Below are 19,554 nucleotides of genomic sequence, written 5' to 3'. Positions count from 1 at the left end.
ATCTGGATGCGTAAGACACACCCATGATCAATCCCTGTCCCCATGCCCGCTCAACCCGCCCCCGAACACACCGAAACCCCAGGTCATGGCACCGCTAGTCAACAACTACGGGGCCCTGGAGTGCCCGTAGGGTGTACTGCCGGTCGAGTTCATCGGCTTGTGCCAACGCGGATCCGTTGAAGTAGGCGGCGGCGGACGGATCGGTGTTGAGGACCGTGAACACCCGACTGGCAGCGACCGGGCCTATCTCGTCGAAGTTGTAGGTGGCGGTGGCCTCGTCGGTTGCATTGACCATCTCGGACGCGTACGGAGCCAGTGCCTCGGCGAAGGATTGGACCGCCAAGGGATTGGTCTCGCCGATCGAGTGTTTCGGTTCGCGCCAGCCACCGTTGTCGATCTGCATCAATTCCTGGAAGTTGTTCGTCGAATTCCAGTCCGAGCTCGTTGTCGACAGTGTGTGCGCCAGCCCGAACGCGGCCTGTCCGGCACGTTCGGCCCGCGTGACCTCCGCAGGATCGCCGGGGTCCTCCGGAATGGCGTCGGCGCCGATCCAGTCGGTCATGCGGGCGAGTGCGGCGCCGTCGTCGCTCCAGTCCCGCCTCATCAACGGGATGAGCACTTCGTCGCGTCGGAAGTCGGCGGGGGAGCCATCCGCGCCGGTCTCGGTGAGAATCCAGTACGCCGCCTCGTCGTTGCGGAGTCCGATGTCGATGAACGTCTGTGCGGTGGACTCGTCGAGGAAATTGAGCCACGCGTGTTCATCTTCGAGGGTGGAGACCTTCCGCTCGGATATGTCGGCTGCGGTAAGCGTCAGTTCGACACCCAACTCCGGCCCCGGCAGGTACTGCGGATTCGCTTCACCGATTATCGCGGCCAACGAGTCGAGTCGCTGGAACGTCGGGACGGTGTCCTCGTCCAGCGTGTCCAGGCTGTGGCCGTCGGCAAGGGTGTCGCGAATATCCTGTGGCACCATCTCCCACGAACCGCCGTACGCCGGATTCGACAACGTCAACAGACCGTTGCCGAGGCCGTCCGCCCACCGCGCGGCATCAGGGTCGCCGCGGAGTTCCCACCGCTTGTACGTCTCGAACAGATCGAACAGGCTCTCCTGTCCGAGACCGTGGAAGAGGTCGTCCAGGTACTCGAGGGACACACCGGACTTCGAAGAGAGCTGTTGCCCGATCCTTCGCAGATCGCCGATCCGCGCTTCGCCCGACAGGATGAGAGCAGCGTCGGCAGCGCCGTCGATGCTCTTGGCATTCCACTCGCCCTGGGTGCGGAATTCGCCGCCGAACGTCGCCAACCGGTTGGTGATCTCGTTGATGGTCTCGGCTGCGGCGCGATCGAGTTCGTCGAATGCGACGACCATGGGTTCGAGTTGTGCCTGGAGTGTCGCGGCGGGGTCGTCGAGACCCGCTTGGAGAATCAGATCGCTCTCCGCAGACCCCGTCTGTGGACTCGGCGCCACCACGCTGCCGTTGTCTCGGACCGTGAAGCCCGCACCGATGGCGCTCTTCACGACGGAGCTGATCGCGTCGCGCATCTCACCCATGTCGCGCGCCGCGTCACGTAACGCATCCACTTGGTTTCGGACCGTCCCGCCGACGTCCTGATACACCACGCGGTTGCGCCATGCGCGTACCTGTGCGGCCTCTGCGGCGTCGCTGTGCCACGCCGCGAGGCCTGCGGTCACGTGACGGTCCACTTGGTCGGTGGCCTCGGTGAACGTGCCGTTCGCCTGTTCGACGGCATCGGCGGTAGCGGTCAGTGCTGCCGGGTCGAGTCGGCAGATCTGCGCGGGTGTCAGCATCACCGGACCTCGTTCTCGAAGTCGGAGCCGACGGCCTCGACCTGGGCGACGAACAACTCGAGTGCTTCCTCGTAGCTGACGACGCTGTGGGCCATGGCCTCGGCCATCCGGTACAGGCAGTTCGACATCGCGCGATACGAGGTGTCGAGGGGTCGCCCTGCTCGTGCGAGCGCAGCCCCGACCTGCGACCCCGACATCGCCTCCTCCGCGGTGTCGAACGCCTCGGCGGTCTTCAGTCCGGCGATCGTCCGCCCCTCGTTGTCGAGGGCGATCGCCATCGTTTGCAACGCTTCGAGGTCGACTTCCATCGTGGTGCTCCGTTTCGCTGTGGGGTCTCTACAGGCTTGGACGCAGCAGCGGGCTGATCGGTTCCATCGGATCCGAAGAGCTTTCCGGACGATCTACGCGAGCCGGAACGCGGCACCGAGGAGGGTGTTGCGCAGCGACTCGAACCTCGTCGATGTCGCGACCCCGGCAACGAGGCGGGAGGCCCGCACCAGCCGTCGGGTGTGCCGGCGTCGCACACGGTCGTAGCGGCGGAGCGCGTCCGACACCGGATGCTCCGACAACAGTGCGGCGAGAACGGCGGCGTCGACCATCGCTTCGCACGCGCCGCGCCCGAGGTTGGGGGCCATGGCGTGGGCGGCGTCGCCGATGAGGGCTGTGTTGTCGCGGACGTACGACGGCAGCGGCGGCGATTCGTACAGGTCGTGGTACAGCATGTCGGCGGGGTCGAGGCGGTCGAGGATGTCGCGGACCGCCGGATGCCAGTGACCGAAACGGTCGCGCAGGACGTCGACATCGCCCGGAGAATGCTCCGGGGCTCTCACCGCAGCGAACCAGTTCGTGAGATCGCCGTCCCGTGGGGTGATCCCGAACAGTGCACCGGGTCCCCACGTCTCGCTCATCGACGAGGTGGCGCCGGGGACCGATCCGCGCCACGCGGCGTATCCGGTGTGGACCGGGCGGTACCGCGGGCCGAACAGGGTGTCGCGGGCGGCGGAGCCGATCCCGTCGGCGGCGATCACGACGTCGTGGTCGAGTTCGGATACGGCAGGTGCCGGTGTGCCGAAGCGGACGGTGCCATCGGGTAGGTCGCCTGCGAGCAGTTCGAGCAGCACCGGCCGCGACAGCAGGACGGCGGGTCGGCGGAGATCCGTGATGCGGCCGAGGATCCTGCCGTCCCAACTCATCAGTGTGCCCGAATCCTGCAGCGCTCCGCGTTCACGGACGGCTCGGTCGAGCCCGCATTCCGCGAGCGTGTTCAGAGCCGCGGGCCACATGCCCAGTGCGGTGCCGGTACGGGGGAGCGACGGTGCACGCTCGTACACTTCGACGGCCCAGCCGCGGCGGATCAGTGTGGTCGCCGCGGTCAGTCCTCCGATCCCGCCGCCGAGGATCGCCGCCCGCTTCTCGTTCATCGCCATGAACGCAACGTACTACTGATGTAGTGAAAAAAACTACGGAAGTAGTGTCGTGGTTACGATCGTCGCGTGACCGACAAGCGCACCCTCGTCCTCGACGCCGCGATCGACCTCGTGGGCACCGACGGACTGCGTGCTCTGACCCACCGCCGCGTCGACGCGCTGGCCGGCGTCCCGGCCGGGTCGACGTCCAACTACTTCCGCACGCGACAGGCCCTCGTCGTGGGTGTGCTCGACCGCCTCCTCGAACGCGACCGCGGCGACGCGGCAACGCTCGCCGACGGGTCCGCACCGGCGAGTCGGGGCGAACTCGAGGATCTGCTGTGCCGGTACGTGACCATCGCGACAGGGCCGGATGTCGTGCGGACCCGCGCCCGGTACGCGATGTTCGTCGAGGCGATGGCCACCGCGGAGCTGCGCGGCGCCGTCGAGGTGCGTCGACGTGAGTTGCGTGCCCGGGGTGAACAGATGCTGGGCGCGCTCGGTGTCGACGACCCGGCCCGCGGCGCCCGCGTCCTCGTCGACTATCTGGACGGTGTGATCCTGCACGCGCTCACCGCCGGCGACGATCCGGACCTGCGCGCGGGAATCCGTCGTGTGCTGGCGGGAATCACCGCACCGCAACCGCTTGCGTGACGCCGATGAAACGTGGGTGTTACGTCCGAATTTCCGCACTTCAGGGCATTTAAATAGGGCAGCCTTGCTTGCATCACCCCCGGTGGCCTGACATATCGTGCGTTTCGAGGCGGTGGGCCCACGACGTCCCACCGATCGTCAGGTTCGAGCCCGAGCTGCAGAAAATGGCACCCGCACCGTCGCGGATGGGCGGATACTGGCGATGTCGAAGGTATCGACGCACCCGGGTCGATACGCATCTACAGCAGTAGATGGCCATCAGTGTTGCTGGTCGTCGGTTGCCACCACATGCAACGAAGGCTAGGTATGTCTCATCTTCCCGGGCCTCGAGGGCTCTACCACCCGGCGAACGAACACGATTCCTGTGGTGTTGCGTTCGTCGTCGACATGCACGGACGGCGCAGCCGGGACATCGTCGAGAAGGCGATCACCGCGCTGGTCAACCTCGAACACCGCGGTGCCGCGGGTGCCGAACAGAACACCGGCGACGGCGCCGGCATCCTGATCCAGGTTCCCGACGCGTACTTCCGCGCGGTCGTCGACTTCGATCTGCCCGCCGAGGGTGCGTACGCCACGGGCATCGCATTCCTGCCGCAGGGTGAGCAGGCCGCGGACGAAGCCGCTGCCGCCGTGAACAAGATCGTGGAGGAAGAGGGCCTCGAAGTCCTCGGCTGGCGCGAGGTTCCCGTCGACGCGTCGGATCTCGGTTCGATGGCGCAGGGCGCCATGCCGACCTTCCGTCAGATCTTCGTCGCGTCGGGTGCACGTGCGCTCACCGGGATGGACCTCGAACGCCGCGCCTACGTGGTGCGTAAGCGCACCGAGCACGAGCTCGGCAACAAGGGCGCCGGCGATGACGGACCGGGCAGCGAGACCGTGTACTTCCCGAGCCTGTCGGCGTCGACGTTCGTCTACAAGGGCATGCTCACCACCCCGCAGCTCAAGGGCTTCTACGTCGACCTGCAGGACGAGCGCGTCGAGTCGGCGCTCGGTCTCGTGCACTCGCGTTTCTCCACCAACACGTTCCCGTCGTGGCCGCTCGCGCACCCGTTCCGCCGCGTCGCGCACAACGGCGAGATCAACACCGTCGTCGGCAACAGCAACTGGATGCGAGCCCGCGAGGCACTCATCGAGTCCGATGTGTTCGGTGGCCGCGACAAGCTCGACAAGATCTTCCCGGTCTGCACCGAGGGAGCGTCCGACACCGCGCGCTTCGACGAGGTGCTCGAGCTGCTGCACCTCGGTGGCCGCAGCCTGCCGCACGCCGTACTCATGATGATCCCGGAGGCGTGGGAACGGCACCGGTCGATGGATCCGGCGCGTCGCGCGTTCTACGAGTACCACTCGGCGCTCATGGAGCCGTGGGACGGTCCGGCGTCGGTGTGCTTCACCGACGGCACCGTCATCGGTGCGGTCCTCGACCGCAACGGCCTGCGCCCGTCCCGCGCGTGGGTGACCGACGACGGACTCGTCGTGATGGCGTCCGAGGTGGGTGTCCTCGACATTCCCGCCGAGAAGATCATCAGCAAGCGTCGCCTGCAGCCGGGCCGCATGTTCCTCGTGGACACCGCCAAGGGGCGCATCGTCGAGGACGAGGAGATCAAGGCGGAGCTCGCTGCCGAGCACCCCTACCAGGAGTGGATCGAACGGGGCGTCGCCCGACTCGAGGATCTGCCGCCGTCGAAGTACACGTACATGTCGCACGAGCGGGTCGTGCTGCGGCAGCAGGTGTTCGGCTACACGAACGAAGAGGTCAACCTCCTCGTCAAGCCGATGGCCGCCGCTGGCATCGAAGCCCTCGGCTCCATGGGCACCGACACCCCCATCGCGGTGCTGTCGTCGCGTCCCCGGATGCTGTTCGACTTCTTCTCGCAGCTGTTCGCGCAGGTCACGAACCCGCCGTTGGACGCGATCCGCGAGGAGATCGTCACCAGCATGGGCGGCATGCTCGGTCCCGAGGGTGATCTGCTGCAGCCGACGGCCGAATCGTGCCGCCAGATCCTGCTGTCCGCGCCCGTCATCGACAACGACGACCTGCAGAAGCTCATCCACGTCAACGACGACAAGCAGTACCCCGGCTTCAACAGCGTCATCGTGCGTGGCCTGTACCCGGTCGCCGAGGGCGGTCAGGGGCTGCGCACCGCGCTGGAGAGCATCCGCGAGCAGGTGTCGCATGCCATCGAGAAGGGCGCGCGCCTGATCGTCCTGTCGGATCGTGAGTCCAACGAGAAGCTCGCCCCGATTCCTTCGCTGCTGCTCACGTCCGCGGTGCACCACCACCTGGTGCGGGAGAAGACCCGCACGAAGGTCGGTCTGCTCGTGGAGGCCGGTGACGCCCGCGAGGTCCACCACATCGCCGCACTGTGTGGTTTCGGTGCGGCCGTCGTCAACCCGTACATGGCGTTCGAGTCGATCGACGAGCTGCTGCAGAACGGCGACCTGCCCGAGGGCATGACGCTGCAGAAGGCCATCGCCAACTACATCAAGGCCGCCTCGAAGGGTGTGCTGAAGGTGATGTCGAAGATGGGCATCTCCACTCTCGCGTCGTACACCGGTGCACAGCTGTTCCAGGTGGTCGGCCTGTCGCAGGAGCTCGTCGACGAGTACTTCACGGGCCTGCAGTCGCAGCTCGGCGGGGTCGGTCTCGACGAGATCGCGCAGGACGTCGCGACGCGGCACGCCGCGGCGTTCCTCGATCGTCCGTCGGAGCACGCGCACCGTGAGCTCGAGGTCGGCGGCGAATACCAGTGGCGCCGCGAGGGCGAGTACCACCTGTTCAATCCGGACACGGTATTCAAGCTGCAGCACGCCACCCGCACGGGCCAGTACAAGGTCTTCAAGGAGTACACCTCCTACGTCGACGACCAGTCCGAGCAGCTCGCGTCGCTGCGCGGTCTGTTCGAGTTCAAGCAGGGCCTGCGCCCGCCGGTTCCGCTCGACGAGGTCGAGCCCGCCAGCGAGATCGTCAAGCGTTTCTCGACGGGTGCGATGAGCTACGGCTCGATCTCCGCGGAGGCGCACGAAACCCTCGCGATCGCGATGAACCGCCTCGGCGGCCGCTCGAACTCCGGTGAGGGCGGAGAGGATCCGCGTCGGTTCACTCCGGACGAGAACGGTGACTGGCGCCGGTCGGCGATCAAACAGGTCGCGTCGGGCCGGTTCGGTGTCACCTCGCACTACCTGAGCAACTGCACCGACATCCAGATCAAGATGGCGCAGGGCGCCAAGCCCGGTGAGGGCGGGCAGCTTCCGCCGCACAAGGTGTACCCGTGGGTCGCCGAGGTGCGTGGATCGACGCCGGGAGTGGGTCTGATCTCGCCGCCGCCGCACCACGACATCTACTCGATCGAGGATCTCGCGCAGCTGATCCACGACCTGAAGAACGCGAACCCGCAGGCACGTATCCACGTCAAGCTCGTTTCCGAACTCGGTGTGGGCACCGTCGCGGCCGGTGTGTCGAAGGCGCACGCCGATGTCGTGCTCATCTCCGGTCACGACGGCGGCACGGGTGCGTCCCCGCTCACCTCGCTCAAGCACGCCGGTGCACCGTGGGAGATCGGTCTCGCCGAGACCCAGCAGACGTTGATGCTCAACGGTCTGCGCGACCGAATCGTCGTGCAGGTCGACGGTCAGATGAAGACCGGTCGTGACGTCATGGTCGCCGCGCTGCTCGGCGGTGAGGAGTTCGGTTTCGCGACGGCCCCGCTCGTCGTGTCCGGCTGCATCATGATGCGCGTGTGCCATCTCGACACCTGCCCGGTGGGTGTGGCGACGCAGAACCCGGTGTTGCGTGAGCGGTTCACCGGCAAGCCGGAGTTCGTGGAGAACTTCATGCTGTACATCGCGGAGGAGGTCCGCGAGTACCTTGCCGAACTCGGTTTCCGCACGCTCGCCGAGGCCGTCGGCCAGGTCGAGTGCCTCGACACGAGGAAGGCCGTCGACCACTACCGCGCGTCGAAGCTGGACCTGTCGCCGCTGTTGGAGAAGGTGACCTCACCGATCTTCACCGAGCAGGACATGTACTGCACCAAGGAGCAGTACCACGCCCTGGACAAGGCCCTCGACAACGAGCTGATCGCGAAGGCGCAGCCGGCTCTCGAGTCGGGCACGGCCGTGGCGATCGAGACCACGGTCACGAACGTCAACCGCACCGTCGGCACGATGCTCGGCCACGAGCTCACCCAGCGGTACGGCGGGGAGGGGCTGCCGGACGATACGATCGACATCACGCTGACCGGTTCCGCCGGAAACAGCTTCGGTGCGTTCGTGCCCAAGGGCATCACCCTGCGCCTGCTCGGTGACGCGAACGACTTCGTCGGCAAGGGTCTGTCCGGTGGACGCATCGTGGTGCGTCCCCCGCTGCATGCCGCTCCCGGCTTCGTCGCGGAGGACAACATCGTCGCCGGCAACGTCATGTTGTTCGGTGCGACCGGCGGCGAGGCACTGGTGCGCGGTGTCGTCGGCGAACGTTTCGCGGTCCGCAACTCGGGTGCCACGGCCGTCGTCGAAGGTGTCGGCGACCACGGCTGCGAGTACATGACCGGCGGTAAGGTCGTGGTGCTCGGTCCGACCGGCCGTAACTTCGGTGCGGGCATGTCCGGCGGTGTCGCCTTCGTGTACAACCCGGACCGCAACTTCGAGGCGAACCTGAACCCCGAGCTGGTCGATCTCGAAGACCTCGAGGGCGAGGACTTCGCGTGGCTCAAGGGCGCCATCGAACGGCATCGTGACGAGACGGGCTCCGAGGTCGCAGCCCGCATCCTGGCCGACTGGTCGCAGCAGGTCAGCCACTTCGCGAAGGTCATGCCTCGCGATTACAAGAAGGTACTCATGGCAATCAAGGACGCCACCATTCGTGGTGCGAACGTTGACGAGGCGATCATGGAGGCGGCTCGTGGGTGATCCAAGCGGCTTCCTCAAGCACGGTTCGCGTGAGACGCCGGTCCGGCGTCCCGTCCCCCTGCGGCTGCTCGACTGGAAGGAGGTCTACGAGCCGTTCCCGCTCGAGACCCTCCAGACGCAGGCGAGTCGCTGCATGGACTGCGGTATTCCCTTCTGCCACAACGGTTGTCCCCTCGGGAATCTAATTCCCGAGTGGAACGATCTCGCCTACAAGGGCAAGTGGGAGGACGGCATCGAGCGGCTCCACGCGACCAACAACTTCCCGGAGTTCACCGGCCGGCTGTGTCCCGCGCCGTGCGAGGCATCGTGCGTGCTCGGAATCAACCAGGACCCGGTGACCATCAAGCAGGTCGAGGTCGAGCTGGTCGAGAAGGCGTTCGACGAGGGCTGGGTCAAGCCGGTCGCCCCGTCGAAGCTCACGGGCCACAAGGTTGCGATCGTCGGCTCCGGACCCGCGGGTCTCGCTGCGGCACAGCAGCTCACCCGTGCCGGACACACGGTGACGGTGTTCGAGCGCGCCGACCGTGTCGGTGGTCTGCTGCGCTACGGCATCCCCGAGTTCAAGATGGAGAAGCGGTTCATCGACCGGCGTCTCGCACAGATGGAGGCCGAGGGCACCATCTTCCGGACCGGTGTCGAGGTGGGTGTCGACATCACCGCCGACGAACTGCGCGAGCAGTTCGACGCGGTTGTCCTCGCCGGTGGTGCCACCGTGGCCCGTGACCTGCCGATCCCCGGCCGCGAACTCGACGGTATCCACCAGGCCATGGAATTCCTGCCGATCGCGAACCGCGTGCAGCTCGGTGATCTGCCGGCCCCCACCCTCACGGCCGAGGGCAAGAAGGTCGTCATCATCGGCGGTGGCGACACCGGTGCCGACTGCCTGGGCACCTCGCACCGTCAGGGCGCGGTCAGCGTGCACCAGTTCGAGATCATGCCGCGTCCCCCGGAGGAGCGGGCGGAGTCCACCCCGTGGCCGACCTACCCGCTGATGTTCCGGGTGTCGTCTGCGCACGAAGAGGGCGGCGAGCGGGTCTTCTCGGTCAACACCGAGCAGTTCGTGGGTGTGGACGGCAAAGTCACCGCGCTGAAGGCACACGAAGTGCAGATGGTGAACGGCAGGTTCGAGAAGGTCGAGGACAGCGATTTCGAGCTCGAAGCCGACCTCGTGCTGCTCGCGATGGGCTTCACCGGTGCCGAGAAGCCCGGACTGCTCACCGACCTCGGTGTCGACTTCGACCAGCGTGGCAACGTCGCCCGCGGCTCGGACTGGGCCACCAACGTCGACGGCGTGTTCGTCGCCGGTGACATGGGCCGCGGTCAGTCGCTGATCGTGTGGGCCATCGCCGAGGGTCGGTCGTGCGCGGCCGCGGTGGATCGCTTCCTCGAGGAGAACACCGCGTTGCCCGCCCCGATCGTCCCGACCTCCGCTCCCCAGCGGTAGACCCGGGCGCCGGTCGGCGTGTCCCGGCGTCCCGTTCCGACAGACCCGTCGGCTCCCGGTGCCCGAGCACCGGGGGCCGACGGGTTTCGGCGTCCCCGGACCCCGGCCGCCCCGCCTCGTGATGGTCTCGTGATATCGAGTTTCGGGCCGTTTGCAGTGTCGTGATGAAGTCTGTCGATATAGGGTCGGCGCATGACCGGTACGAGGAACTGCACGAAACGGGCGTGCGTACTCGCCGCTGCGGGTGCCGGCGCGACCGTATTGGCGTTGCTGAGCGCTCCCGCCGCGGCGGCCGATCCTGTGCTCCCGTCCCTTCCCGACCTGCCGTCCCTTCCCGACCTGCCGTCCCTTCCCGAACTGCCGGCACTCTCCGCCCCGCCGTCTCCTGACGCTCCACCGGTTGCCGTCGACGACTGTGTGCGCACCGCACCGGGACTCGTCACGATCGACGGCTCGGCGGCCGCACCTCCCGTGCCGGTCGTCGACGGACTCCGGCTCCTCGGTCTCGACGGTGGCATCGGAAACTCGTGCATCACCAACGTCGGTTCCGGACCGGTGCACGTCAGCCATCCCGACGGTCGCGTGGCCGGTGGCACCCGGGTGGCGGACACCCCACTCGAGATGAGGGTCGACGGCGGGGTCGGCAACGTCGCGGTGACCAACATCGGAACCGGCGCGGTCACGGTGCGTCGCGACGGGGTGCGGCCCGCCCCGGTCGAGGTCGCGGAACCGGCCGGGGAGATGCCGCGACTGGAACTCGACGCCGGCCACGACGGTGTCTTCGTCACCAACATCGGAACCGGGGCGGTCACCGTCGTCGACCGCGCGCACGTGACCGAGCCACTGCCCGAAGAGGTTCCGTTGCCGCCCGAGGTGGTGGTGCACGATCCGATCACCGGAAACGTGTACGTCACCAACCTGTTCGGTCCCGCGGTCACCGTCGTCGACCGCGGTGGACCGGTGTCGCGGACGGTGGAGGAGCCCGATCCCGTCACGCGATTCGACCACGGCACCGGCAACGTCTTCGTCACCAACATCGGTGCGGGTTCGGTCGTGGTCGTGCGCGACTGACCGCACACAGCCACGTAGAGGTCACGTGAAGTCAACGATTGTGTAATCATGCGAGTGCATTCTCGTTGCGATACGGACGAGACGATCCACAACACGTGACCGAGACCCGGGGGCGAGGATGGGGATGGCGAAGACGTGGCCGGCGACGGTCGCCGCGCGGATTCTGACGGCGGTGGTCGGCGCCGTGGCGGTGGCGACGACCACCCTGGTGACGGCGGATGTCGCACATGCGAATCCGGGTTGTCCGTCCCTCCAGGTCATCGCCGTTCCGGGCACGTGGGAGACGTCGAACACCTCGGATCCCGCGCGGGGCAACGGGATGCTCGGCGAGGTCACCTCCGGGCTGCCGGCGGGAGCCCGCGTCGACTACGTGGAGTACCCGGCCACCGCCTTCCCGTGGGAGGGCGAGGTGTACGCACTGTCGCGGACCCGCGCCGTCGACAACGCCCGCAACCTCATCGTGGCGACCGCGGTGCACTGTCCGGGAACGGATTTCGCCCTCGTCGGCTACAGTCAGGGTGCCGACGCCGCGGGCGATCTCGCCGCCGAGATCGGCACCGGGTTCGGTGTGATCGCACCGAACCGACTCGTAGCCGTCGGCCTGCTGTCCGATCCCCGTCGCTCCGAAACCGATCCGTTCGTGGGACCGCCCGTCGTGGGTAACGGTGCGGGCGGTCCGCGACTCGGCGGGTTCGGTCTCGTCACGCCCGCGGTGCGCACTCTCTGCGCCGTCGGCGACCTGTACTGCTCCACGCCTCGCGACGATTTCGTGACGAGACTGGCCGGGTTCCTTGCGATTTCCGCCGGAAGCTCACCCGAGGACCTCGAGAACTACCGGGACGAGGCGATGGTGCTGTACGACGACATCGTACGCGCCGGTGGAATCCCGACGCTGCAGTCGCAGATATCCCCGGAGGCCAACGCCGACCGTGAGGGTGACATCCGGAGGTTCTACGGTTCGCAGATCCACCAGGACTACTCGAACTATGTGGTCGATGGGAACGGGACCACGGCCACCAGGTGGCTGCACGACTGGATCGCATCGAAGGTGTGATCGGCGCGGCGGTGGTCAGTCGATGTCGAATCTCGTTCCGGCTCGCATCACCTGAGGGGTGAGCCGGGCGATCCATGCGCTGGTCCTCGCCCGTGGCGACACGGTGACCACCGGGCGGTTGTGGCGGACCGCCGCGACGACGGCGTCGGCGACGCGTTCGGGTGGAACGTGCAACTGCTCGTACACCGACAGTGCGCGGGCTCGCCGCGCGATGCCCCGTTCCGGATCGTGGGCGACGTATTCGGCGTTGCGGATCAACCCGGTGTCCACGAGATCCGGGCACACGGCCGTCACACCGATACCGTGTTCGACCCATTCGGCGCGCAGGCACTCCGACAGCATCAGTACGGCCGCCTTCGTCGTCGAGTACGCGGCGATGTTCCGTTGCGGTGCGAGGACCGCCGCAGACGACACGTTCACCACGTGACCGCCCGTGCCGCGTTCGACCATCTGTTCGGCGAACACGCGGCAGCCGTGGACCACACCCCAGAAGTTGACGTCCACGACGTTCTCGAATGCCGTGGACGGGGTCTCCAGGAACGGGCCGATCACGCCGATACCGGCATTGTTGACGATCACGTCCGCGACACCGTGCCGTGCGCGGACGGTCTCGGCGAACCGGCGGACCTGCGCTTCGTCGGAGACGTCCAGTTCGTATGCGTGAGCGCCGCCGCCGAACACCGCGGTGGATCCGCCCGCGGACGGCGGTGGCGTGTCGATGAGGTCGACGGTTTCCCGGGCACCGTCGATGTCGACATCCGCGACGACGACGATGGCGCCTTCGGCGGCGAACGCGCGGGCCACGGCGCGTCCGATCCCGCCGGCGCCGCCGGTGACGACGACGAGCGTGCCCGTCAGGTCACGCAGCCGCGTGTGTGTCGAGGCGCCGGAACGCCACCGGCGGAGCTGGGAGAACCGTGACGGCATGAACTCATCCAACACGACACGGCGACGATGCGCTCGTCGGTGTTCGATCTGTGGACGGGCCGCGGGCCGACGATCTCTTCGGTGTCGCGAAGGATCGGGATCCGCGACCCATCCTTCCACGCGTGTGTCGGCACCGTCGACTGCGCCGTCCGAGGACGATGTCCATCGACATCCTGAAGCATCCTCGAACGTGTCGCTTGCGGAAGCACGATAGTGCCCCGTGGAGTGGTGGACTTCGGATCGGCCCGCAGGACGCGCAGTGATCAACGAGTCATGCCGAATACTGTGCTGTTCCATCCGATCCGGTCAACGACAACACAGGTTCGGCAGCGTGTTCCTTCGCCCCGACCGCCGCCCGGATGTTCCGCATGAAATGCACCCGGCATCGCTGCCGCAACCAACCCGAGAACAGTTGTACAATTGCAACGGTGGGCATGCCGTCCTCGTTGACCTCGACCGGCGATATCCCGGCGAGGCAGTAGACCTCGAAGTAATCACGATCGACTGCACCGGTATCGAGCAACCATCGAGCAAAGATGCGCAATCCGTTGCCGCTGCGCTCACATTCGCTGCCGTCGGAGTTGAAGATCCGGATCCGGAACGGTCCACCCGCCACGGAGGGTTGGCTGACGAGTATGCCGTCGGCACCGACACCGAATCGGCGCTCGCACAACTCGACAATGCGCTGCGGGTTCGGCGTCGTGCCGAAGTGCTCCTCGTCGACGACGAGGTAGTCGTTACCCAGCGCGGTGTACTTTGCGAACGGCAGAAGCTCAGTGTTGGTCACCGATACCGAGCCCCTCCGGGTAGCCGAACATGATGTTCAGGTTCTGAATCGCGGCCAGCGACGCGCCCTTGCCCAAGTTGTCCAGATGACACACCAAGGTCAGGTCGGCGCCGTCGTCGAAGCAGTGCACGGCAGCGACGTTGGTGCCCACGACGTCATCGACCATGAGCAGACCGTTCGGGTCGTCCGGCTGCGCGGTGCACACCTGCACGAATTGCTCGACCGAATAGGACTGTTCGTAGTGCTCGAGGATGGTGGCCGCATCGATCTCGCCGGTCAGGGCTTCGCGACCGAGCGCGATTGTCACCGACATCCCGCGCTCGAAAGCGCCGACGGACGGAACGAACTGCGGCTTGCGTTCGATTGGGCTGTGCATCACGATCTCGCGCACGTGCTTGTGCTCGTGGTCGTGGGCGTAGCTGCCGGTGCGCAATGTCGCGCCGTCGCGATCGAAGCGCTGCAGCATCGCTCGACCGCCTCCGCTGTAGCCCGAGATCCCGAAGATGGGAATGTGCGCGTCGGGACGGAGGAGACCCGCACGCGAGAGCGGGTTGAGCAACAGGAGCGCACCGGTGGCGTAGCAACCCGGGTTCGCCACCCGCCACGCACCGCTGATCCGATGCCGCTGGGCGCCCTGATCCAGTTCGGGCAGCCCGTACGCCCAGCCGTCCGACACCCGATGCGCGCTGCTGGCATCGAGCACTCGCACGCCCAGTTCATCTGCCAGAGCGGCGGACTCTACAGCCGCCGCGTCCGGCAGACACAGCACCGCGCACTCGGCCTCGGCGAGCAGGGCACGCTTGGCGGCGGGATCCTTCCGCTCGTCGTCGGACAATTGCAGGATCTCGAACTCGGGGTGGCTGCGTCGCAGCAGGTCTTCGATCAGAAGGCCCGTGGTGCCGGCTGCTCCGTCGAGGAACAAGGAAATACTCATAGGTGGTGTCCTCTCCAGCCGATCACATCTGGCCCGGGACGGTGCGCGGTTCGAGCACGGCCGCGTCGTGCTCGTCGCCGTACCACCTTTCGTCCCAACGTGAATAGGCAACGATAAGGATGTCTCGGGTGCCGCGGACGTCGGTGGCCGCTTCGATATCGGTCACATCGTGCAGGACGGTCAGATCGTCGAGCAGCAATGTCTGACCGGGGACCATCGTGTGTTCCCACAGCGGCTGTTCGGCCTCCTCACCGCCCCACACCCGGGTGCGTCCGCCAGTGACGTTGGAACGGGCTAACGCGCTGATGGTGACGAACTCGTGACCGTCCTTGTGCCGCCCTTCCGGGGTCAGCTGGCCGTGGCGCCGGGGTTCGGCGATGCTGCGGTTCTGGTGCACGGTGATCTGCCAGGCTGTCGTGCGGTCGAGGCCGAGCTGGTCCGCCAGTTTGGTGATGATCCCACTGAAGTCCGCCTCGAGCGGTTCGTAGGGGCGCTTGAATCCGCCACCAACCGGGTTGAACTCCTTCGGCGCAGTGTAGGCACGTGCTGGCAGCAGCTCGATGCCCCAACAGTCGCTGTCATGGTCGAGTTTGAACTGGGAGAATCGCTTGTACCGGGTGCCGTTGCCCATGAACGGATCGTGCGGACAGTTCTCGTAGGAGGCCAGTTGCTCCTCCGTGGCGAACAATCCGTCCACGAGGGCATAGCCGCGCTGGGCGAGATCGGTGTTCAACGGGCACTCCCGTAGGTCAGGGTCTGCAGGGTGGATTCGAGATAGCGCTGCGAGGAGTTGAGACGGGCCAGGGCGCCCCAGGAAATCTCGGGTGCGACCTCGGGGCGCTCCTCGACCAGGGGAATGATGACGTTCTTGAAGAACCCCGACGCGTGACGCGCATCGATGCCGATGTGCTCGCGGTGATACTCGATGCCCTCGACGGACAGCGCGTTACGCCGCCACGCCTCGAGCAGCTGCGCGCACCGGCGCGGAAACAGGAACTCGGTTACAGCGAAGCTGCCTACGGCGCGGAAGATCAAGGGCTTACGCAACGCCAGCATGGCCGAGAGGTTCCCGCACACCATGGCGTCGACACTGAGATTCTCGCGGATGAAGTCGTCGGTAGCACCGACCTCGTCGAGGGCATTCTGGAACATCACGGTGTGCACGCGGGGCTCGGTGCCGTTCCCCATCTCGTCCCAGTAGTTGCCGGCGAGTTCGAGTTTCGGCCGTACAGCCATCCCGATCTGCATCAGGGCGATGAAGTCGTCGAACCGGGATCCAGTGCCGACTCCTGCGCGAGGTAGTAGGCGATGTCGGCGCTGTCGGGCAAGAAGTCGATGTAGAACGGGTGCCGGTTCGCCGGATGCTCCCGCACGACCGATTTCAGGCTGCGCACGAATTCGAGCCCGCCCCCGGTCGTGGACGGGCAGGCGCCGAGGTCGATGAATCGATCCTCGTAGGAGAGCATGCGTTCTTCGATCTGCAACGCACAGTGCAGATCGGCACGCAACGCGTTGAAGTCGGTCCGTGGTAGGGAGGCGGGAATCTCGAACGAACGCGCGTGAATCTCCGCGAGGCGCTGCTGGACCTGAAGCAGGGCGGTGCAGTCCTCGTATTCGTATGCGCGGTCGAGTAGTTCGGACAGTTCGTCGGTATCGACCGACTGTTCGAGCAGGCCTGAACTGAGGGATGCCATGAGGTCTCCGAGGGTCGCGATAGATCAGTCGAGAACAGCGGTGGACATGGATCTGGAAACGAATTGCATAGCACGAAGATCGAACTCGTACATCTCGGGAACGGGCCGGAAAGCCGACGGCTGTCCGAGGATTGCACAAACGGCTTGCATCGCCCCCCACGAGGTTGCCATAAGACATGAAGCGCTCAGCGAGGCAACCTTGTGGTTCTCGAAGTCGAGGTTGGGATCGTCGACGTAGGCGCTGTGCAGCGCGTTCGGAGCCAGAGCATTTCCGAAGTTCTCGAGGTTCTGCTGCTCGTCGTTCGAATCAGACTGGTGGAAAAGGACATCGAAGTCGATTCGATCGTTCTCATGGTAGTTGAAGTAGTGCCCTGTCACGCCGTACGCGACCGGGCAGCACAACACGGTGGGAACCTTGTGAGCGCGCGCCTGACGGTGCAGCATCCGGCGTTCGTTCATGGCGAAGAAGTCGATGGTGTCGCACAGCGCCGAAGCGCCGACGACGAAGTCGGACACATTGTCTTCGTCGATGTCCGAGAACCGCGTGACTGTGATCTCCGGATTGATCGACCGCAAGCGCTCTTCGAGCACGTCGGACTTGAGACGCCCGACAGTGTCCACCGTTGCGCCGAACTGGCGGTTCATGTTCTCGGGCCCGAACCGGTCCGTATCCGAGAGACGGAAGTTCCCGATTCCCATCCGCGCAAGGCACTCTGCGTACGTGTAACCGGTTCCGCCGCAACCAGGGATCGCAATCGTGGCCTCGCCCAGTTGACGCAACTGTTCCTCTGTGACCAATCCCAGCATGCGCCCGAACAGTACTTCTCGTGGATACACAAATCCCCCGTCTACGTTGTGTCACACGTGCGTGGAGAACCCAGCACCGACTGGCCCGCGGCGTGTACTTGTACAGGCACGCGGGAACAGATGCTGTGGTGACGGACCCCCCGACGTCGAAGAGGAGGAACCAACCGAACGGTTTCTCCGGCCGCAACTATAGTGCTCGGCCGGGACTACGCAAGCGCGACCCGCGCGGATGCCACAGTTGATCTTTCGACCCGAACGAATGGCTCGAAAGTCCCGCGCACCGGCCTTTCGCTGGAACAGACACCGCACACCAAGCCGATTCGATCATGCGGAAGGCACGAGGGCGAGCTCTCGTCGCTGGGCGCCCAAAGCATTCGCCCACCGGTTGGGGACCTTCGGACCGGATGCGGACCGGGCTACCACCAGCACAGTGACACCGGGGATGGTCAGGTTCGCGACGCCGGCGGCGATTCCGCTGAGCGACAGTCGCGTGTGGAGTCTGCGAGGATGCCGCCGACTAGAGAAGTCCGCCGTGGCCCGCGTCAGTCGTCGTACGCGACCCGCTCACGGTGCCAACGGGCCCGCTCCGCCATGTCATCGAACGCTGCACGCTCGACCGGTACCGGGCCTTCGCCGACGGCCTCGACATCGGCGGCCAGGCGGCCGAGGACGTCGACGAGCACGTCGGCTCGCACAGCCGATAGCTTCCGCCGGACAGTGCCGGTGGTCGCCTTGACCAGTTTCGGGTCACCGGTGAGCGTGGCAGCGGCGCGGGTGCGGTTGAAGGCCATGCCGGAGTCGCCGAAGTCCTGGACGGGCCTGCGGGCGAGACGCTGTCGACGGCGCAACGAATCCGGCTTCACATGGCGTACTCGAACCGATCCCAGGGGCGGCGTGACCAGGCCGGAATCGGCGGGTCGGCAGTGCCGTGATCGAGCAGACAGGTCACCCGATCCCGGGAATGAACCCCGGGTAGACGTAGTGCGACGGACCCCCACCGGGTAGCGCCGATCCCGTCACGGCCGGGAAGTTGAACGGCAGATGGACGAGCTTGACGGCTGCTCCGGTGTCGTCGGCCTGCCAGCATTCGCCCAGCACACCGTGGAACGAGGTGCACTCGATGCGGTGCGAGGTCCCGAACGGTGACGTGAGTCGATCCTTGGCGACCAGCGGGTTCCAGAACTCGCCGTCGTTCGGGGTCAGGAACGGGGGATCCTTTTCCACGAACGGATTGTCGGTCTCGCTGGGCCATACGTCGGCGGATGCCACGGCCGGTGCGCCGAGGACGACGGCGCCGACGAGGGCGAGGAGGGCGGACAGTCGGGCGGACGTGCGCATGCAGGACTCCTCGGTCGCGGAACGGGAACGGTTCCAGAGTAGCCAGCGGTCTGTGCTCGGCGCAGGTGATCGGACGGCCCGCCCGTCTCGTCACACCCGCAGCGTGTCGCGCACGTGTCCGGTCTCGTTGACGGAGGCGACGCGCCGCTCTCCGTTCCGTGACACCAGGATCCGCGTCACCGATGCGTAGTCGACGGGGAAGGTCAGGGGCCGGTCGAGATCGAGGAGGTCCTGCAGCAGCACGTTGATCACGCCGCCGTGCGCGACCACCGCGACCGTCTCGTCGTGCCCGGATGCGTCGACGATCGCGTCGACGGCGCCGAGCACCCGGGTGCGGAATTCGTCCGCATCCACGAAGTCGGGAAGGTGACCTGCGCGGATACGCGCAAATGCCGCGGGCGCGAGATCGCGGGCCTGGTCGATCGGGATGTAGTGACCCAGCCCGTGGTCGTACTCGGCGAGGTCGTCGAGCCGGTCGACCGGCAGGTCGCGTCGGGTGGCGAGGGGCCGTGCGGTCTCGAGCGCCCGGCGTTGCGGGCTGGAGAACATGCGGGTGATCCGGTACGGCGTGAGTGCGTCGGGTAGCCGGTCGGCCTGGGCACGGCCGACGTCGGTGAGCGGCGGATCGGCCGGGCCCGCGTCGACGACGGTGAGGGCGGGTTGGGCATGTCGGATCAACAACAGTTGCACGGGGCACACCCTGCCACGGCGCGGGGACGCGACGGA

18 protein-coding genes are annotated in these 19,554 nt (G+C 66.4%); 5 read left to right on the top strand and 13 right to left on the bottom strand.

Annotated elements, in window-relative coordinates:
- Nucleotides 1–94: 94 nt before the first annotated feature.
- The 3 genes from LDQ05_RS11835 to LDQ05_RS11825 form a co-directional block, all read right to left on the bottom strand.
- A complete protein-coding gene (locus tag LDQ05_RS11835) occupies nt 95–1,810 on the bottom strand; it encodes a WXG100 family type VII secretion target (protein WP_443711610.1) in 1,716 nt (571 codons plus the stop codon).
- A complete protein-coding gene (locus LDQ05_RS11830) occupies nt 1,810–2,118 on the bottom strand; it encodes a hypothetical protein (protein WP_226437155.1) in 309 nt (102 codons plus the stop codon). The genes LDQ05_RS11835 and LDQ05_RS11830 overlap by 1 nt, the downstream gene beginning before the upstream one ends.
- 93 nt (nt 2,119–2,211) lie before the next feature.
- Nucleotides 2,212–3,237 (bottom strand): FAD-dependent monooxygenase, encoded by a 1,026-nt coding sequence (locus tag LDQ05_RS11825; RefSeq protein WP_226437154.1) that lies wholly within the window; start codon nt 3,235–3,237, stop codon nt 2,212–2,214.
- Between the two features lie 66 nt (nt 3,238–3,303).
- Between LDQ05_RS11825 and LDQ05_RS11820 the strand changes: the two genes are divergently transcribed.
- The 5 genes from LDQ05_RS11820 to LDQ05_RS11800 all read left to right on the top strand — a co-directional run bounded on the left by LDQ05_RS11820 (nt 3,304) and on the right by LDQ05_RS11800 (nt 12,341).
- Nucleotides 3,304–3,870, top strand: coding sequence for a TetR/AcrR family transcriptional regulator (locus tag LDQ05_RS11820; protein WP_226437153.1), 567 nt, complete (start codon nt 3,304–3,306; stop codon nt 3,868–3,870).
- A gap of 306 nt (nt 3,871–4,176) precedes the next feature.
- Nucleotides 4,177–8,772, top strand: coding sequence for a glutamate synthase large subunit (gene gltB / locus LDQ05_RS11815; protein WP_226437152.1), 4,596 nt, complete (start codon nt 4,177–4,179; stop codon nt 8,770–8,772).
- Entirely contained in the window at nt 8,765–10,216 is a 1,452-nt protein-coding gene (locus LDQ05_RS11810) for a glutamate synthase subunit beta (RefSeq protein WP_226437151.1), read from the top strand. Before gltB ends, LDQ05_RS11810 begins: the two co-directional genes overlap by 8 nt.
- A 192-nt stretch (nt 10,217–10,408) precedes the next feature.
- Nucleotides 10,409–11,287: a YncE family protein gene (locus LDQ05_RS11805; protein ID WP_226437150.1), complete on the top strand. Its 879-nt coding sequence runs from the start codon at nt 10,409–10,411 to the stop codon at nt 11,285–11,287.
- Between the two features lie 124 nt (nt 11,288–11,411).
- Entirely contained in the window at nt 11,412–12,341 is a 930-nt protein-coding gene (locus LDQ05_RS11800) for a cutinase family protein (protein ID WP_226437149.1), read from the top strand.
- A gap of 15 nt (nt 12,342–12,356) precedes the next feature.
- Here the strand turns inward: LDQ05_RS11800 and LDQ05_RS11795 are convergent, their stop codons facing one another.
- The 10 genes from LDQ05_RS11795 to LDQ05_RS11750 all read right to left on the bottom strand — a co-directional run bounded on the left by LDQ05_RS11795 (nt 12,357) and on the right by LDQ05_RS11750 (nt 19,518).
- Complete coding sequence (locus LDQ05_RS11795) at nt 12,357–13,268, bottom strand: SDR family NAD(P)-dependent oxidoreductase (RefSeq protein WP_226437158.1); 912 nt, start codon at nt 13,266–13,268, stop codon at nt 12,357–12,359.
- A 271-nt stretch (nt 13,269–13,539) separates the two neighbouring features.
- Nucleotides 13,540–14,055: a hypothetical protein gene (locus LDQ05_RS11790; protein WP_226437148.1), complete on the bottom strand. Its 516-nt coding sequence runs from the start codon at nt 14,053–14,055 to the stop codon at nt 13,540–13,542.
- A complete protein-coding gene (gene argC / locus LDQ05_RS11785) occupies nt 14,042–14,989 on the bottom strand; it encodes an N-acetyl-gamma-glutamyl-phosphate reductase (RefSeq protein ID WP_226437147.1) in 948 nt (315 codons plus the stop codon). Before argC ends, LDQ05_RS11790 begins: the two co-directional genes overlap by 14 nt.
- A gap of 22 nt (nt 14,990–15,011) precedes the next feature.
- Nucleotides 15,012–15,722, bottom strand: coding sequence for a 2OG-Fe dioxygenase family protein (locus LDQ05_RS11780; RefSeq protein WP_226437146.1), 711 nt, complete (start codon nt 15,720–15,722; stop codon nt 15,012–15,014).
- Entirely contained in the window at nt 15,719–16,225 is a 507-nt protein-coding gene (locus LDQ05_RS11775) for an iron-containing redox enzyme family protein (RefSeq protein ID WP_264184891.1), read from the bottom strand. The genes LDQ05_RS11780 and LDQ05_RS11775 overlap by 4 nt, the downstream gene beginning before the upstream one ends.
- Nucleotides 16,226–16,236: 11 nt before the next feature.
- Complete coding sequence (locus LDQ05_RS11770) at nt 16,237–16,683, bottom strand: hypothetical protein (RefSeq protein ID WP_226437160.1); 447 nt, start codon at nt 16,681–16,683, stop codon at nt 16,237–16,239.
- Nucleotides 16,684–16,707: 24 nt separating this feature from the next.
- Nucleotides 16,708–17,490 carry a ThiF family adenylyltransferase gene (locus LDQ05_RS11765; RefSeq protein ID WP_226437145.1) on the bottom strand — a complete coding sequence of 261 codons (783 nt, stop codon included), beginning with the start codon at nt 17,488–17,490 and terminating at the stop codon, nt 16,708–16,710.
- 542 nt (nt 17,491–18,032) lie between these two features.
- Nucleotides 18,033–18,353, bottom strand: a complete 321-nt coding sequence (locus LDQ05_RS11760; RefSeq protein WP_226437159.1) for a hypothetical protein — start codon at nt 18,351–18,353, stop codon at nt 18,033–18,035.
- Nucleotides 18,354–18,435: 82 nt separating this feature from the next.
- On the bottom strand, nt 18,436–18,828 hold the full coding sequence (locus tag LDQ05_RS11755; protein WP_226437144.1) for a hypothetical protein: 393 nt from the start codon (nt 18,826–18,828) through the stop codon (nt 18,436–18,438).
- Between the two features lie 90 nt (nt 18,829–18,918).
- Nucleotides 18,919–19,518, bottom strand: a complete 600-nt coding sequence (locus LDQ05_RS11750) for a histidine phosphatase family protein (RefSeq protein WP_226437143.1) — start codon at nt 19,516–19,518, stop codon at nt 18,919–18,921.
- Nucleotides 19,519–19,554: the final 36 nt, after the last annotated feature.

The organism is Rhodococcus yananensis (assembly GCF_020515525.1).
Lineage (GTDB): Bacteria > Actinomycetota > Actinomycetes > Mycobacteriales > Mycobacteriaceae > Rhodococcus > Rhodococcus yananensis.
This window is presented reverse-complemented; position numbering and strand designations above follow the sequence as displayed.

What these genes read in the sequence shown, in the direction of transcription:
- LDQ05_RS11800 (WP_226437149.1), top strand. Translation starts at nt 11,412, where the DNA reads ATGGCGAAGACGTGGCCGGCGACGGTCGCCGCGCGGATTCTGACGGCG.
- gltB (WP_226437152.1), top strand. Translation starts at nt 4,177, where the DNA reads ATGTCTCATCTTCCCGGGCCTCGAGGGCTCTACCACCCGGCGAACGAA.
- LDQ05_RS11755 (WP_226437144.1), bottom strand. Translation starts at nt 18,828, where the DNA reads ATGCGCACGTCCGCCCGACTGTCCGCCCTCCTCGCCCTCGTCGGCGCC.
- LDQ05_RS11795 (WP_226437158.1), bottom strand. Translation starts at nt 13,268, where the DNA reads ATGCCGTCACGGTTCTCCCAGCTCCGCCGGTGGCGTTCCGGCGCCTCG.
- LDQ05_RS11805 (WP_226437150.1), top strand. Translation starts at nt 10,409, where the DNA reads ATGACCGGTACGAGGAACTGCACGAAACGGGCGTGCGTACTCGCCGCT.
- LDQ05_RS11825 (WP_226437154.1), bottom strand. Translation starts at nt 3,237, where the DNA reads ATGGCGATGAACGAGAAGCGGGCGGCGATCCTCGGCGGCGGGATCGGA.
- LDQ05_RS11835 (WP_443711610.1), bottom strand. Translation starts at nt 1,810, where the DNA reads ATGCTGACACCCGCGCAGATCTGCCGACTCGACCCGGCAGCACTGACC.
- LDQ05_RS11765 (WP_226437145.1), bottom strand. Translation starts at nt 17,490, where the DNA reads ATGCTGGGATTGGTCACAGAGGAACAGTTGCGTCAACTGGGCGAGGCC.
- LDQ05_RS11775 (WP_264184891.1), bottom strand. Translation starts at nt 16,225, where the DNA reads ATGGCTGTACGGCCGAAACTCGAACTCGCCGGCAACTACTGGGACGAG.
- LDQ05_RS11830 (WP_226437155.1), bottom strand. Translation starts at nt 2,118, where the DNA reads ATGGAAGTCGACCTCGAAGCGTTGCAAACGATGGCGATCGCCCTCGAC.
- argC (WP_226437147.1), bottom strand. Translation starts at nt 14,989, where the DNA reads ATGAGTATTTCCTTGTTCCTCGACGGAGCAGCCGGCACCACGGGCCTT.
- LDQ05_RS11770 (WP_226437160.1), bottom strand. Translation starts at nt 16,683, where the DNA reads ATGGCATCCCTCAGTTCAGGCCTGCTCGAACAGTCGGTCGATACCGAC.